The organism is Halomonas halocynthiae DSM 14573 (assembly GCF_000425725.1).
Lineage (GTDB): Bacteria > Pseudomonadota > Gammaproteobacteria > Pseudomonadales > Halomonadaceae > Halomonas > Halomonas halocynthiae.
In genome coordinates this window covers 368,390-383,506 of record NZ_KE384441.1, presented here as the reverse complement: position 1 = coordinate 383,506, position 15,117 = coordinate 368,390, and the positions used below count along the sequence as shown (strand labels likewise).

The window sequence follows — 15,117 nt, the reverse complement described above, 5'->3', positions numbered from 1 at the left end:
TATGTCCAGCCGTGGTGTAATAACCCACGGTTCGCCGTCTGTCACTCGCCGCCCATCAGCTTTTCAACAGCCTTAGGGTCATCATGAATGGCGTAGCGATCAACAATGGTAGCGCTGGCATCATTCAAGCCAATCAGTTCTACCTGAGTCCCTTCACGCCGGAATTTAATCACGGTCATATCCAGTGCCTGTACTGCCGTAATATCCCAGAAATGCGCTCGGGACAGGTCGATAGTGACCTTCTCGACGGTTTCTTTGAAATCAAACGCCCTGCCGAAACGCTCAGACGAGGCAAAAAACACTTGCCCGACAACGCGATAGGTGCGATGACTAACGTGCGGGTCGTCTTCACTACCGATATACAGAATGTTGCCAACTTTGTTCGCGAAGTTCATGGCCGCCAGCAGCACACCAACAAACACGCCGATGGCTAAGTTGTGGGTGCTCACCGTGACCCCTACCGTCACTAACATCACGAGATTGGTGGACATCGGGTGCTTTTTCAGATCACGAATCGAGGTCCAGCTGAACGTACCGATCGACACCATGATCATTACAGCGACCAGTGCCGCCATAGGAATCTGCGATACCCAGTCCGACAGAAACACCACCATGATCAACAGCACCACGCCTGCCACCAGCGTCGAAAGCCGACCACGACCACCCGATTTAATATTGATCACCGACTGACCGATCATCGCGCAGCCAGCCATGCCACCCAGTAGTCCTGTACCGAAGTTAGCCAGGCCTTGGCCTTTACACTCGCGGTTCTTGTCGCTGGTGGTATCCGTCAAGTCGTCAACGATGGTGGCTGTCATCATCGACTCCAGCAGACCAACGACAGTCAGCATCACCGCGTAGGGGAAAATAATCGTTAGGGTTTCCAAGTTCAGCGGTACATCGGGCCATAGAAATACCGGCAAGGTATCCGGCAGCTCGCCCATGTCACCCACTGTGCGAATCTCCATACCGGTGACCAGATACACCGCCGTCAGCACCAAAATGCAAACCAGCGGCGACGGTAGCAACTTGCCGATAGTCGGCACATAAGGAAACAGATAGATAATGCCCAGACCCGCGGCTGTCATGGCATAAACATGCCAGGTGACGTTAGTCAGTTCCGGCAGTTGCGCCATAAAAATCAGAATAGCCAAGGCATTCACGAAGCCAGTTACCACCGAGCGCGACACAAAACGCATCAGATCAGCAAGCCTCAGGTAGCCCGCAATAACCTGTAACACCCCAGTTAACAGAGTTGCCGCCAGCAGATACTCAAGGCCATGCTCTCGAACCAGCGTTACCATTAGTAGCGCCATGGCAGCCGTCGCGGCCGATATCATACCAGGCCGTCCTCCAGCAAAAGCGATAATCACCGCCATGGAGAACGACGCATAAAGCCCGACCTTAGGGTCAACGCCAGCAATAATAGAAAAAGCGATGGCTTCAGGAATCAAAGCCAGGGCAACAACCAGGCCAGACAGAATGTCGCCTCGGATATTGAAAAACCAGTCTTGCTTGAGAGATCGGATCATGAAGCGGTCCAGTCAGGAGTTCGTATCAGTTAGGGCACGCGCACCAATCTGGCTAGCGAACGCTATCCGATGCATGGCATCTACGAGGAAAGTGGGAAATTATAGACCGCGAACTCTAGCAGATTGACGTTAAACCTGCCATGTCAAGCGCTGTAAAGACTTTCCATCATGGCACTCTACGCCGCCTAATACACGGGCTAATATGCCGTGAACAACGGCTCCTGTGTAGCCACTAAGAGCGAGTAATAATACGATGCGATTAATGCAACGACGGCGCTACCGTACCCTGCCGAGCGATAGCGCAGCACCATAACAATCACTGACCTAAGGAATCGCCTATGCCAGGCTGCCGCCTCGCTAAGTTTCTTATCTGCATTATCATCAGCGCCACCCTGCCAACGGCGTTTGCCACGAACTTGTCACCCACAGCAACGGATGGCGCTGAAAATAACGCAGCCAGCGTTTCATGGGCGAGTATCGAAGCGCAGGCCCAGGGCCAGACAGTCTATTGGAATGCTTGGGGAGGCAGCCCTACCGTCAACCGTTATATTCGCTGGGTCGCGGAGCAAGTGGCCTCTCGCTACGACATTGAACTCATCCATGTAAAGCTGGACGATGCTGCCACCGCCGTATCGCGTGTACTGGCCGAGAAGTCTGCTGGCAATCTGACACACGGCAGTGTCGACTTGATCTGGCTTAATGGTGAAAATTTCGCTGCCATGCGCGATAACGATCTGCTTTACGGCCCATTCACACAACAACTGCCTCACTTTTCTCTGACCAACCCTCAGGATAATCCTGAAATCACCACCGACTTCACCCGTCCCACCGAGGGCTTCGAGTCACCCTGGGGTAAAGCGCAGCTGACCTTCTACTACGACAGCCAGCGTGTTTCGTCACCACCACGTTCAATGACGGCATTACTCGACTGGGCATCCGCCAACCCTGGGCGCTTCAGCTATCCTCGAATACCCGACTTCCTAGGCACCACGTTTCTTAAACAGACACTCATCAGCCTGGTCGATGACCCCGCCGTACTAACGCACCCCGTTGACGAGCAAAGCGTAGACGCTATCACTGCGCCGCTGTGGGATTACCTAGACACCCTACACCCCCTGCTGTGGCGTGGGGGTCGCCACTTCCCCGCCAGTGGCCCCGAGCTAAAACAGCTAATGGGCGATGGCGAGCTTAGCCTAGCCTTCACATTCAACCCCTCTGAACCTGCGGCTACCGTGACCGCCTATCAGCTGCCCCCGAGTACACGCAGCCTGATACTGGAGGGCGGCACCTTAGGCAATGTGCATTTCGTCGCCATTCCTTTTAATGCTAGGCACCAAGCGGGAGCCCTGGTGGTAGCCAATTTTCTGCTATCGCCAGACGCTCAAACACGCAAGCAGGACACAACGGTATGGGGCGACCCGACGGTTCTTGATAGCCAGCAACTGAACGCTACCCAACAAGCAGCACTATTAAACACCGCTGAGCATCCAGCACAACTACCTGCAACAGCGCTTGAGCAGGTGCTACCAGAACCTCACCCCAGCTGGACCCGAGTCTTGGAAAAAGGCTGGATTACGCGCTATGGCAGCCGCTAATTTAACGCCTGTCACGCCTGGCGTTTTCACCCGCCTCATTCGGCTGATGCCAGTCGTTACACTGGGCTTACTGACACTGCCTGTCGTAGCAGGCCTGGCTGGCATTATCGCCCCCGCATTGGGCTGGCTGCCCGCGCTGGGCGGTGAATCACTAAGCCTTGCCCCTTGGCAGGCGCTGGGGCAAACACCAGGGTTGGGCAAAATGATCAGCCTGAGCCTCACCAGTGGGCTGATTAGCGCGGCGCTATCACTAGCCATCGTCTTGCTGTTCATCGCCGCCTTCATGGAAACAGCCGTATTCCGGCTAGTACGTGGGTTATTATCGCCACTGCTTGCTGTGCCCCACTCCGCAGCGGCTATTGGTGTAGCGTTTTTACTCGCTCCCTCGGGGCTGGCCAGTCGACTGCTTTCACCCTGGGCCAGTGGCTGGGCCCAGCCGCCTGACTACTTGTTTCCAGGCGACCCTTTCGGTCTTGCGCTGATCAGCGGGCTGGTGCTCAAAGAAACGCCTTTCCTGCTGCTGATGTGTTTGGCGGCCCTTCCTCAGTGCCAAGCGTCCCAACGCCTAAAGGTTGCTCGCTCCATGGGCTACAGCCCTGCTTCGGCCTTTACCAAAGCCGTGCTGCCAGGGCTGTATCCGCTAATTCGCTTGCCGGTTTATGCGGTTATTGCTTTTGCATCAGCCAACGTAGACGTAGCGATCATCCTGGGACCTTCGACACCACCAACTCTGCCGGTGGCGGTAATGCGCTGGCAGACCGATCCCGACCTCTCGCTGCGCTTCCTTGCCTCTGCCGGAGCACTGCTCCAGCTTGGCGTAACTGCCGCCGCGCTAATCATCTGGTGGTTAATAGAACAACTGCTAGCCTCCCTGCTAACTTGCTGGCGAATCAATGGCAAACGTCACCAGGCGGAGCAGTTAAGTCGCTGGCTAGGCGGCAGCCTAATCGCCGCGCTAATCTTTCTGCTAAGTGCCGCACTGATCGGGCTAGCCATGTGGTCAGTGGCCACTTGGTGGCCCTTTCCTGCAGCTTGGCCAAGCCCTGTGAGCCTGGGTACTTGGCAGCAAGCGACTACCACGCTAGGCGAGCCATTTCGTCATACCCTATCCATTGGCTTTGCGGCTACCGCGCTAGCCATGGTGTTGGTCATTGGCTGTCTTGAGGCCGAAACCTTGCGCACCCGCGCACTGTCCTCCAGCGCCATAACAATTATCTACCTGCCGCTACTGATACCCCCCGTGGCATTTCTCTATGGGCTGACTCAGTGGCAGGTCCAGTTCGGCCTCAGCGCTGGCTGGTTGGCTGTCGTGCTAGGGCATACGTTGTTCGTGCTACCCTATGTTTTTCTATCACTGAGTGAATCTTATCGACGCCTTGACCCTCGCTGGTCACAGCTAGGCGCGGCACTGGGTGCGAAACCCAGTCGCGTATTCTGGCAGATAAAACTACCACTGATGGCAGCCCCTATCGGTGTTGCAGCAGCCGTTGGCTTTGCGGTCAGCGTCGGCCAGTACTTACCCACGATACTGCTGGGGGCAGGCCGACTTGCCACCCTAACCACTGATGCTGTTGCACTCTCAAGCGGCGGCGACCGGCGGCTTACCGCTGTCTACGCTCTAACACAATTAACACTGCCCGCCCTGGGCTTCGCCCTGGCACTTGGCTTGCCACGCTTGCTAAGGCAAAGGCGAAGCCCACGCCACAAAAAGCACCGCCCCTTATCGGCATAACCCAGGAGCTCACCCAACTGATGTTCGACCCGCCGACACCAGACGCCCTGATTCTTGAACAGATCAGCATTCATCAGGCTGAACGCTGCCTAATTGCGCTAAACACGCGTATTGAGCCTGGCGAAATACTCACCATCATGGGGCCATCTGGCGTGGGAAAATCCACCCTATTAGCATTTCTTGCTGGATTTCTGGCCTCAACCTTTAGCGCCAGCGGGCAGGTGTGGCTTGGCAACAGCGAAATCAGCGCATTACCCGCAGAACGCCGACGATTAGGATTGCTGTTTCAGGATCCGCTGCTGTTTCCCCACCTAAGCGTTGGCGGCAACTTGGCATTTGGCATCCCTCATGGCGGTTCAAAACGTCAGCGCCATGCTAAAGCCGAGCAAGCATTGGCTGACATTGGCTTAACCGGCTTCGCCAATCGCAATCCAGAAACGCTGTCCGGCGGCCAACGTGCCCGTGTCGCGTTAATGCGTGTACTCCTGGCCGAACCACGCGCCATGCTGCTTGATGAGCCTTTCTCACGCTTAGACGCGGCTCTTCGCGAGGAAATTCGCCAACTCGTCTTCAAACGCGCACGTGACAAAGGCTTGCCAACATTGCTAGTGACTCACGACCAGGCCGACGCGAAAGCCGCCGGCGGGCCAGTTATCGAGCTAACCACGCATAAAAACGCCGCAGGAAGTGACCCCTGCGGCGTATGATTGACACTTTTACTTTTCCTGCCTTTGCTGCACTGCGCTTACGGCAGCGCCTTTAGCGTGCCTTTTAGGCGCTAACCGCCTTGACTGCACCTTCACGGGTCAACTCATCGGTGACCTGATCTACAGCAGCACGAGTGCGCGCAACGATCTCATCGATTTCTTCACGTGTGGCAGTCATTGCCGGAGCGAAACCCAGGATATCGCCCTGTGGCATAGCGCGGGTAATCAGATCACGCTCCAGCGCAGCAGCAGACAGACGCGGGCCAACTTTCAGGCTCGGATCAAAGGCCTTGCGAGCGGCTGGGTCAGCAGAGAACTCCAGCGCAGCCAGCATACCCACACCACGTACGTCACCAACGATGGGGTGATCAGCAAAGGTCTCAGCCATTTTCTGCTGCATGTAGGCACCCGTCTCAGCGGCGTTAGCGGTCAGGCCTTCGCGCTCGATGATCGCTAGGTTAGCCAGTGCTGCCGCACAGCCAAGCACATGACCAGAGTAGGTCCAGCCGTGACCGATCGGGCCCAGCTCGCTGGTACCTTTCTCAAGAACACTCCACACACGGTCACCAACAATCACACCTGACAACGGCTGATAGGCACTGGTCAGACCCTTGGCGATAGTGATCAAGTCAGGCTTGATGCCGTAATGGTGGCTGCCGAAGTCACTACCGATACGGCCAAAGCCACATACCACTTCATCAGCAATCAACAGAATATCGTACTTGCTCAAAACCGCCTGAATGGCCGCCCAGTAGCCTTCTGGCGGCGGTACGATACCGCCAGTGCCCAGCACTGGCTCACCAATAAAGGCAGCCACGGTATCGGGGCCTTCGGCCAAAATCATTTCTTCCAGCTTGGTCGCGCAGAACTGGGAGAACTCAAGCTCTGTCATGCCTTCCTGCTCAGCCGCTCGATGGTAATAATACGGCGCTTCAGTGTGCAGGATGCCGGCAAGCGGCAGATCAAACTGGTCGTGGAACGCTTTAAGGCCAGTGAGTGAGCCGGTGGCTAGGCCAGAACCGTGGTAGCCGCGCATACGCGAGATAACTTTTTTCTTCTGCGGGCGACCCAGCACGTTATTGTAGTAACGAACCAGCTTGAGCTGAGTCTCGTTAGCATCGCTGCCAGACATGCCGTAATAAACCTTGGACATGCCGGGGCCGGCCATTTCGATAATCTTTTCAGACAGCGCAATCTGCGGCTCGTTAGAGTGGCCCACATAGGTGTGGTAATAGGACATTTCCAGCGCCTGCTGATAAATGGCTTCTGCCACTTCAGTACGACCATAACCAATGTTCACGCAATACAGGCCAGCAAAGGCGTCCATGAACTCACGACCGTCTTTATCGACGATATTCAACCCCTTACCACCGGTAATAACGCGCCCTGGTGCATCACCATGAGCAAAATCACGTAGGTGAGTTGACGCATGAAATGTAACTTTGCGGTCGCGGTTAACAAGATCTTGATGCTGCTGGCTCATGGCATATCTCTCTATATTAGACTCCCCATGATTCACCATGGAGAGTCGTGCTGAAAATACAAACTATGTTGTGAAATACAAACTATGTTGTGCCATCACGTAGTGACAACAGCTCTCAGCTACCGCTGACAGAAGGCAGCGCCCCTAAGCAGTAGTATTTTGTTTCAAGGTATTCGTCGATACCCGTTGGGCCGCCTTCACGTCCCAGCCCAGACTGTTTGACACCACCGAAAGGTACCACTGGGCCGGTCATTTTCACCGAGTTCACCGACACCATGCCGAACTCTAGCCCGCGAAGTAGTTTCCAAATGCGACGAATGTCATGGGTATACGCATAGGCAGCCAAGCCGTATTCAGTATCGTTGGCCATCGTAATCACTTCATCATCATCGTTGTACGGCGTAATACCGGCGACCGGAGCAAAGTTTTCTTCACGCCACACCATCATGTCTGACGTTACGCCGGTTAACAGCGTAGGCATGAAGAAATTGGCTCCTGGCGCTTCACTCTGATCGCCAGCCACCAGAGTGGCACCACGCGACACCGCATCATCGACAATGGCTGCGGCCTTCTCTACCGCTTTGGCATGAATCAACGGGCCAAGGTGGGTCTCGCTGTCACGGCCGTTCCCCACCACCAGCGCTTGCATACGCTCGGTAAAGTGCGTCACAAACTCGTCGTGGATAGAGGCATGCACCAAAATACGGTTAGCGGCCAGGCAGTCCTGACCCGAGGTTTGAAACTTGGCATCCACGGCGGCCATAGCGGCTTCTCGAGGGTCCATATCGGGACCAACAATAAAGGGCGCATTACCACCAAGCTCCAGAGATACCCGCTTCACCGTGCCGGCACTCTGCTCAAGTAATAGTTTGCCGACGCGCGTAGACCCTGTGAAAGATAGCGCTTTGATACGCTCCTCATTGCACAGAATTTGCGACACTTCGGCAGCATCACCCAATACCACGTTAAAGATGCCAGACGGAATATTGGCCCGCTCGGCAAGCTCTGCCAGCGCCAGTGCTGAAAACGGCGTTTCGCTGGCGGGCTTGACGATGACTGGGCAACCAGCAGCCAATGCCGCCCCTGCTTTACGGGTAATCATGGCCAGCGGAAAATTCCACGGTGTAATCAGCGCAGCAATACCCACTGGCTCCTTGATAGTGCCGAGCGCTGCATTAGGAATATGGCTGGGTAAGGTCTGCCCATAAGCACGCTTGCCTTCTTCAGCAAACCAGTGCACGAAGCTGGCACCATACTCAACCTCGCCACGCGCATCGGCCATAGACTTGCCCTGTTCGAAACTCATGATCAGCGCCAGGTCTTCACGGTAGTCCAGCATCAGGTTGCGCCATGCCATCAGACGCTCTGCGCGTTCTTCTGCACGCAGCGCTCGCCAAGCGGCAAAGGCAGCATCTGCAGCATCAATAGCGGCATGAATCTGAGCAGCCTCAAGCACAGGAATACGGCCAATAACTTCGTCCGTAGCGGGGTCAATCACGCTTTCTTCACGGCCCGCTTCGCTATGCGCCCAACGGCCATTAACATAGGCGTATTGACGAAATAAACGTGGATCCGAAAGCCTAGCAGCAAGCGACATGACAACCTCCCAAAACAGCCAGGGCAGATAACGCCCTAGCCTGAAAAACAAAAGCGCAGCCCAAGGCTGCCTGATGTGTGTATGGTAGGAGAGAAATGCGGGCAGTACTTTTTCTTAATTTGACGCTGTCATGCAGTTTTTTTTGACTCACCGCAAAGTAGGCAGCCTTTTTTCTGCCATGTAATGTTAGCTATCAGCCAACTCCAGCGGTGGCGCCGCTTGCTTGACGGTTTTAGTCACTATATAGGTGTAGTAGCGTGCAATGCCGATACCCGAACTCAGCAAACGGTCAATCAGCCGCTGGTAAGCATCAATGCTTTCCATCTCTACTTTGATCAAGTAATCCACCCCACCACCAACAGCAACGCACTCTGTCACTTCAGGAACCTCTTGTACCCAGCTCTCAAAGCACTCGAAGCTAGCTGCATTATGAACTTTAAGCTCAATCTGCACCCACACTGGAGTACGTTTCAGCACGACTCGTGGGTTCAGCTTTACCGTATAGCCTTCAATGATGCCAGCCTGTTCCAACCGCTTAACACGCTCCCAGCAAGGGCTGACCGAGAGATTGATCGACTCGGCCAGCTTCGACTTGGTAATGCGGCCATCCTTGGAAAGAATGTCCAGTATTCTTAAATCATAACGATCGAGTTTCATCGATTCCTCTACACAAAGAACTCAATCCAATGAGTCCACGACATCTGCGATAACAGCGATGGTATCACCCATATTGACCAGCGCGGGGAAGCGCCGCCCCATCAGGATACCATCACGCTCAGCGCGGTACTCTACCGGTGGCGTGCCACTGCGCGTCATATCATAGACTCGAGCAATCACATCACCCTTAGCGACATGATCGCCCAGCGCGTATGTCAATTCTAGTAGGCCAGAGTGCTCACTTTGCACATAGCAGCTGGCATCGGGCATATCCAAATACACCTGAGGCTCGGCAGGCATTTCCACATGGCCTTTGAGCAAACCGTAATGAATCAGAAAGTTGCGCACCCCTCGCTCGGTAATTGCCATGCTTTCCGGCGTCGATGTGCCTCCACCACCCAGCTCGGTGGCCACAAAAATCTTGCCCTGAGACTCAACCGCTGTATCAAACAGTGCCGCGGCATCAAGTTCAAACATGGTCATCGCATAGGGCGCACCAAACGCCTTGGCTCCCGCTAGCGCCTGACTCTGCTGGTCTGCATTGTCGAGCACGTGGGAGGCACCAAAAGAAATGATATCCAAGGTGCGTCCTCCTGAGTGAAGGTCAAGCACCACATCACTCATGGGTACCATCACCCGAGTAAAGTAATCGGCGATTTTTTCCGTCACCGTACCGTCAGGATCGCCTGGAAAACTACGGTTTAGGTTCCCTCCATCCATTGCAGAGGTGCGCTTTCCCGCCATGGCTGCCGGAACGTTCATAATTGGCACGATGATCACTCGGCCACTAACGTCTTCGGCCTTAAGTGAACTGGAAAGCTTCATTAACGACGTGATGCCCTCATATTCATCACCGTGGTTCCCTCCCGTCAGCAACGCCGTAGGGCCTTCGCCATTCTTGACCACGGTAACTGGGATCATCACTGCCCCCCAAGCCGACTCATCATCAGAAATCGGAAGCTTAAGGAAACCGTGCTGGACGCCTGCAGCGTCAAAATCAACAGTGGCACTGATGGGGCTGGGTCGTTTGCTCATGAGTCCTCTCCTTGCGTCCTTTTCGTTATCATTGGCACTCGTCTTTTACACCACTGGCAGCACGGCTAACGGGTCATTACTTGACGAACAGCTGGCGTGGAAAATTAGCCAACGGCTCGCAACCATTTTCCGTGATCAGGATGCTCTCGGTAATTTCCATGCCCCAGTCGTTTTCCCACAAACCTGGCATAAAGTGGAATGTCATACCGGGCTGCAACACGGTGTCATCCGTGGGGCGCAGACTGACGGTGCGCTCCCCCCAGTCAGGCGGGTAACTCAGGCCAATGGAATAGCCACAGCGGTTACCGCCACGGTCAAAACCATGTTTCGACATTGCCGTGCCCAGCGCCATAGCAATATCCGCTGTGCGATTGCCAGGTTTAGCAACAGCAAGGCCATTTTCAATGCCTTCAAGCAAAGCCGACTCGGCGCGTACAAAGTCAGATGGCGCACGACCAAGAAACACCGTACGCGACATCGGCGCGTGATAGCGCTTGTACACCCCCGCGATCTCAAAAAACGTGCCTTCGCCCTCACGAAACGGCGTATCGTCCCAGGTCAGGTGCGGGGCTGCCGCGTCTTTTCCGGTCGGCAGCATCGGCACGATGGCAGGATAATCGCCGCCAAACACCTTGCCTGACGCATCGGTCCAGCCTTCGATAGCAACTCGATAAATTTCTGACACCAACTTGCTCTTGGGCAAGCCCGGCTCAATTACCTCAAGAATGCGCGAGTGCATACCTTCAACAATTTTGGCTGCAACACGCATGTACTCAACTTCCTGGGCCGATTTAATCAAACGACACCAGTTCACCAGTGAGTTTGCATCCTTAAAACGGGCATGGGGCAAACTGCGCAACAGCCCCTGATAGGCCGCAGCAGAAAAATAATAGTTGTCCATCTCCACGCCCACCACCCCTTCATGCCAGCCACGGTCGGGAAGAATCGTCTGGGCCAGGTAGTCCATCGGGTGCATGTCTGGATTCTGTACATAGTGATCCGGGTAGTACGTAATATTGTCAGGATCAATCCAACAAGTGCGCAACGCACCATTGGCGTCCATCCGCCGTCCATACCACACCGGCTCGCCTTCAAGCCCAACCAATACACACTGGTGAACATAGAAAGACCAGCCGTCATAGCCTGTAATCCAAGCCATGTTGGATGGGTCGCTAACAATCATTACATCAATCCCACGGCCGGCCATTTCGGCGCGGACCTTGCGAAGACGACCGGCATATTCTTCGCGGGAAAAGGGCAGGGAAATCTCAGTCATGGAACCGCTCACTAAACGATCTCATCACCAAATCCGGCAGCATTAAGGCGTACTAGGGGCTACCGGGGCGCAGGCGACGTATCCGAATTATTAATGTCCTGCAAATTGTCATGACATTTGTTAAGATTAAATCATGACAATTTCCGGTCAATGTCGCACAACGGATACTAACACCCCCCTTTGGTCACAGGTCAAAGCCTTTATTGAATCATGACAATCGACTTCGCACGTTACCTCGCCGAAAGCGGCCCGCGTTACTTGGCCATTGCCCGCGCTTTGTCCCAGGCCATCAGGCAGGGAGAGCTATTACCCGGCACCCGCCTTCCACCTCAGCGCGAGCTTGCCGACACCCTAAATGTCAGCGTGCAGACCATATCCCGGGCCTATGCACAAGCAGAACGCATGGGGCTGGTACAGGCCAGGGTGGGTAGCGGAACCTGGGTCAATTCTCAGGACGACGGCCGTGACCCAACCTATTTGAGCAATAGTAGCCCACGCAATACACAAACAACTATCGACCTTTCTATTGCTCACCCCATCTGCCCTGAAGCCCATGATCGACGTTTTCGTGACACACTCACTCAACTGGCCGACATGTGCATTGCCGATGTCATCAGCGCCAACCGACCTATCGCGGGGTTGCTGCATCATCGTGAACAGGCCAGCGACTGGTTGAGGAAACGCCTTGGTGTGCCTGGCGATGCTGACACTCGCGTGTTGTGTAATGGCGCAACCCATGGGCTGATGCTAGCGATTTCCACGGTGGTTCAGCATGGTGACGTGGTCTTGACCGAGGCGCTTACCGACCACGGTTTAATCGCCCTTTCCCGCACCTTAGGCTTCCAGTTACGCGGTGTGGCCATCGACGAGCAAGGCATTCTGCCCGAAGCGCTAGAACTTGCTTGCCGGCGTTTTCAGCCCCGTGCAATTTGCTTAACACCCACTCAGTTGAACCCTACCGGCGCCACCATGAGCGAGAGTCGTCGCGATGCGGTGGCTGATGTTCTACTGCGCCATGATGTCTGGCTGATTGAAGATGACGTTCACGCATTGCTTGAACCACCAGGGCTGACACCACTGACCGCACGTCTGCCACAGCGCAGCTTTCATGTCACCAGCTTAACTAAGTCAACCGTGCCAGGACTGCGCGCCGGTTATCTCAGCGTACCGCCAGCCCAATTCCATCACACACTGCCACGCTTACGTGCCACCTGCTGGATGGCAACACCGCTGGTATTCGAAATTGCTGGCATCTGGCTTGCCGATGGCACAGTAGAAGAAATGGCCAGCACCCAGCGCGAGCTATTGGCTGAGCGTCAGCAAGTCGCCACTCGTGTTTTTAGTCAGCATGAATACAGCGCCCGTCCCAGCAGCCTTCACATGTGGCTAACGCTTCCGGTTAGCTGGCGTGCGGAAGAACTACGCTTGCAGGCCGAACAAGAAGGCGTGTTGCTGACGACTGCCACACCGTTCATGGTCGAACAAACGCCCGCGCCTAGACGGATTCGGCTGAGCCTCGGCGCAGAACCTGACATCATTCGTCTTGAGCACGGCTTACGCCAGCTTGCGGAATTGCTTGACGACACTCCGCCCCCCATGATGCAAATCATTTACTGATATCGGCCAGCACTCTGTAGCAAACTCTGAACCAAGGAGACAACCATGCGCGTACTGGTACACTGCCACGATGACACAGCGTGGTGCGACGCCCTTAGCCAGCGACTCCCGGATGCGGAGATTTTGCCCAGCAGCACGCCAGCAGACCAGCGTGGCAACATTGATTACCTAGCGGCCTGGCAGCCTTCACCCGAACTATTGAAGCAACTGCCCTCTCTCAAAGGCATTGTTAATCTGGGAGCCGGTGTTGATGCGCTGCTCAATAATCCAGCGCTGCCTGCTGGGGTTCCCATCGTTAAATTGCGTGACGCAGGTATGGCCAAGCTAATTGCCGACTATGTGCGCTATGGCGTACTGCACTTTCAGCGCAACTTTGACCACTACGCCCGCCAGCAAGCCAAGCAACAGTGGCAACCTCTCGACGTGATAGACAAGGCCGACTGGCCAGTTGGCGTACTGGGCCTTGGCGCCATTGGCCACAAGGTCGCCGATGCTATTGCAGCCGACGGCTTTCCTGTTCATGGCTGGAGCCGCACCCCTAAGCCGCTAAATAGTATTACGTGCCATCATGGTGAAGATGGCCTGTTCACCCTGCTGTCACAGGTACAAACACTGGTGCTGTTACTGCCGGATACTGCGGCGACACGCGGTATTATCAACACCAACACGTTGGCCGCTCTGCCAGAAGGCGCCAGCCTGATTAATCCAGGCCGCGGCCCTCTGATTGATGAAACCGCTTTATTGGCAGCATTAGGCGATGCGCACAGCGATACCCCCGGACGCTTACGCGGTGCCCTTCTTGATGCCTTTTCAACAGAGCCGCTACCGGAAAGCAGCCCCTTATGGCAACATCCGAGAATTCGCATTACCCCCCACATGTCTGGCCCCACCCCGCTGAACGAAGCCCTAGACCAAGTCGCTGAGACACTACACGCAATGAACAATGGTGAACCCGTAGAAACCGTTGACCCCCAAGCAGGTTACTGACACCTCAGGCAGGCGCAGCGCGGTAGCGACATACACCGCTAGGTACCAACGACAACTACCTCGCTGCTGCCCGCCCCCCAGATTGAACACTGTTCCGTAACATCGGTCATAGGAGCACTGCTTATTTTGGTGAGGCCACAGGAGAGCTCAGTAGTGATCAACCGATTTATGGCGCAAGCCTGTGCTGTACTGTGGTGCCTTTCGGCCAGCATCAGCATGGCCGCAGACACCCCGCCGACTCAACTTCCACAAGGTTTTACTGCCAACTACCACCTTAGCGTCAGCGGCTGGCCAGACGCTGACATCAGCCACCGCCTAACACAAGTTAGCAGCGACGGCTGGCGCGCCTCCATGAAGGCCAAAATTGCCATTGCCCGCGGCGAGGAAACTGGCCACTTTCACATCAATGGCAATACCCTGCACTCCTATGACTACGCGTCCAACTACCACCTGTTAGGCATCAGCCGAGACTACACACTGGATAGCAATGAACTGGGGCAAATTCCTGATCGTCAGAGCGCCATTGTGGGTCTCGCCCTAAATGCTGCTAGCAACACCTGCCAACAAGCTTGCCCTGTTCACTACCGAGATCACCGCGGGCGCAACAAAACCATGTTTTACCACCGGCTACCCGACACCCATATGGCGATTGCCGGAATAACAACTCAAGCGTTGCGCTTGGAGCTATCTGACCCCGACAAACCTGACAAGCGCATACTGATGGCGCTACACCCTGAGCTGCCAGGATTGCTACTGGAAATGGAGTATTTCAATGAAGGCAAGCGCAAAGGCCAACTGTCACTCACCTCGATGAGACGCTACTAATACTCACCCAAAGCGTTAACGCCCGCCGCTATGACAGCGGCTTACCTCTGCTGACTTCCACGTTCTCCCTTTTG

The 15,117-nt window shown here is 55.2% G+C and carries 12 protein-coding genes; 6 read left to right on the top strand and 6 right to left on the bottom strand.

The features are described from left to right. Positions 1 to 41 precede the first annotated feature (41 nt). A complete protein-coding gene (locus H616_RS0113670; protein ID WP_027967853.1) occupies positions 42 to 1,532 on the bottom strand; it encodes a SulP family inorganic anion transporter in 1,491 nt (496 codons plus the stop codon). 338 nt (positions 1,533 to 1,870) lie between these two features. Here H616_RS0113670 and H616_RS0113665 point away from each other — a divergent pair, with 338 nt between their 5' ends. From H616_RS0113665 to H616_RS15145, 3 genes are read left to right on the top strand one after another with little or no spacing between them, the layout of a single operon-like run. Continuing rightward, positions 1,871 to 3,127 carry an ABC transporter substrate-binding protein gene (locus H616_RS0113665; RefSeq protein WP_027967852.1) on the top strand — a complete coding sequence of 419 codons (1,257 nt, stop codon included), beginning with the start codon at positions 1,871 to 1,873 and terminating at the stop codon, positions 3,125 to 3,127. Then, positions 3,114 to 4,859 (top strand): ABC transporter permease, encoded by a 1,746-nt coding sequence (locus tag H616_RS0113660; RefSeq protein ID WP_051234314.1) that lies wholly within the window; start codon positions 3,114 to 3,116, stop codon positions 4,857 to 4,859. Before H616_RS0113665 ends, H616_RS0113660 begins: the two co-directional genes overlap by 14 nt. A 20-nt stretch (positions 4,860 to 4,879) precedes the next feature. Then, on the top strand, positions 4,880 to 5,566 hold the full coding sequence (locus H616_RS15145; protein ID WP_051234313.1) for an ATP-binding cassette domain-containing protein: 687 nt from the start codon (positions 4,880 to 4,882) through the stop codon (positions 5,564 to 5,566). Positions 5,567 to 5,630: 64 nt separating this feature from the next. On the opposite strand, the gene H616_RS0113650 is transcribed toward H616_RS15145, so the two are convergent. The 5 genes from H616_RS0113650 to doeA all read right to left on the bottom strand — a co-directional run bounded on the left by H616_RS0113650 (position 5,631) and on the right by doeA (position 11,614). Further along, complete coding sequence (locus tag H616_RS0113650) at positions 5,631 to 7,049, bottom strand: aminotransferase (RefSeq protein ID WP_027967850.1); 1,419 nt, start codon at positions 7,047 to 7,049, stop codon at positions 5,631 to 5,633. Positions 7,050 to 7,164: 115 nt separating this feature from the next. Then, entirely contained in the window at positions 7,165 to 8,646 is a 1,482-nt protein-coding gene (locus H616_RS0113645; RefSeq protein WP_035573221.1) for an NAD-dependent succinate-semialdehyde dehydrogenase, read from the bottom strand. Between the two features lie 186 nt (positions 8,647 to 8,832). Then, positions 8,833 to 9,303 carry an Lrp/AsnC family transcriptional regulator gene (locus H616_RS0113640; protein ID WP_027967848.1) on the bottom strand — a complete coding sequence of 157 codons (471 nt, stop codon included), beginning with the start codon at positions 9,301 to 9,303 and terminating at the stop codon, positions 8,833 to 8,835. 21 nt (positions 9,304 to 9,324) lie between these two features. Beyond that, on the bottom strand, positions 9,325 to 10,338 hold the full coding sequence (gene doeB, locus H616_RS0113635) for a N(2)-acetyl-L-2,4-diaminobutanoate deacetylase DoeB (protein WP_027967847.1): 1,014 nt from the start codon (positions 10,336 to 10,338) through the stop codon (positions 9,325 to 9,327). A 76-nt stretch (positions 10,339 to 10,414) separates the two neighbouring features. Next, on the bottom strand, positions 10,415 to 11,614 hold the full coding sequence (gene doeA / locus H616_RS0113630; RefSeq protein ID WP_027967846.1) for an ectoine hydrolase DoeA: 1,200 nt from the start codon (positions 11,612 to 11,614) through the stop codon (positions 10,415 to 10,417). 210 nt (positions 11,615 to 11,824) lie between these two features. On the opposite strand from doeA, the gene ehuR reads away from it, so the two are divergent. The 3 genes from ehuR to H616_RS15140 all read left to right on the top strand — a co-directional run bounded on the left by ehuR (position 11,825) and on the right by H616_RS15140 (position 15,043). Then, positions 11,825 to 13,231, top strand: a complete 1,407-nt coding sequence (gene ehuR, locus H616_RS0113625; RefSeq protein WP_027967845.1) for a MocR-like ectoine utilization transcription factor EhuR — start codon at positions 11,825 to 11,827, stop codon at positions 13,229 to 13,231. Between the two features lie 45 nt (positions 13,232 to 13,276). After that, the gene (locus H616_RS0113620) at positions 13,277 to 14,218 is read left to right on the top strand and encodes a 2-hydroxyacid dehydrogenase (RefSeq protein ID WP_027967844.1); all 942 of its coding nucleotides are present in this window, start codon (positions 13,277 to 13,279) and stop codon (positions 14,216 to 14,218) included. Positions 14,219 to 14,371: 153 nt separating this feature from the next. Then, positions 14,372 to 15,043 carry a hypothetical protein gene (locus tag H616_RS15140; protein ID WP_051234312.1) on the top strand — a complete coding sequence of 224 codons (672 nt, stop codon included), beginning with the start codon at positions 14,372 to 14,374 and terminating at the stop codon, positions 15,041 to 15,043. The last annotated feature ends 74 nt before the right edge of the window (positions 15,044 to 15,117 follow it).

Excerpts from the sequence above, each read along its gene's own strand:
- H616_RS0113670 (WP_027967853.1), bottom strand. The coding sequence starts at position 1,532 with ATGATCCGATCTCTCAAGCAAGACTGGTTTTTCAATATCCGAGGCGAC.
- H616_RS0113665 (WP_027967852.1), top strand. The coding sequence starts at position 1,871 with ATGCCAGGCTGCCGCCTCGCTAAGTTTCTTATCTGCATTATCATCAGC.
- H616_RS0113660 (WP_051234314.1), top strand. The coding sequence starts at position 3,114 with ATGGCAGCCGCTAATTTAACGCCTGTCACGCCTGGCGTTTTCACCCGC.
- H616_RS15145 (WP_051234313.1), top strand. The coding sequence starts at position 4,880 with ATGTTCGACCCGCCGACACCAGACGCCCTGATTCTTGAACAGATCAGC.
- H616_RS0113650 (WP_027967850.1), bottom strand. The coding sequence starts at position 7,049 with ATGAGCCAGCAGCATCAAGATCTTGTTAACCGCGACCGCAAAGTTACA.
- H616_RS0113645 (WP_035573221.1), bottom strand. The coding sequence starts at position 8,646 with ATGTCGCTTGCTGCTAGGCTTTCGGATCCACGTTTATTTCGTCAATAC.
- H616_RS0113640 (WP_027967848.1), bottom strand. The coding sequence starts at position 9,303 with ATGAAACTCGATCGTTATGATTTAAGAATACTGGACATTCTTTCCAAG.
- doeB (WP_027967847.1), bottom strand. The coding sequence starts at position 10,338 with ATGAGCAAACGACCCAGCCCCATCAGTGCCACTGTTGATTTTGACGCT.
- doeA (WP_027967846.1), bottom strand. The coding sequence starts at position 11,614 with ATGACTGAGATTTCCCTGCCCTTTTCCCGCGAAGAATATGCCGGTCGT.
- ehuR (WP_027967845.1), top strand. The coding sequence starts at position 11,825 with ATGACAATCGACTTCGCACGTTACCTCGCCGAAAGCGGCCCGCGTTAC.
- H616_RS0113620 (WP_027967844.1), top strand. The coding sequence starts at position 13,277 with ATGCGCGTACTGGTACACTGCCACGATGACACAGCGTGGTGCGACGCC.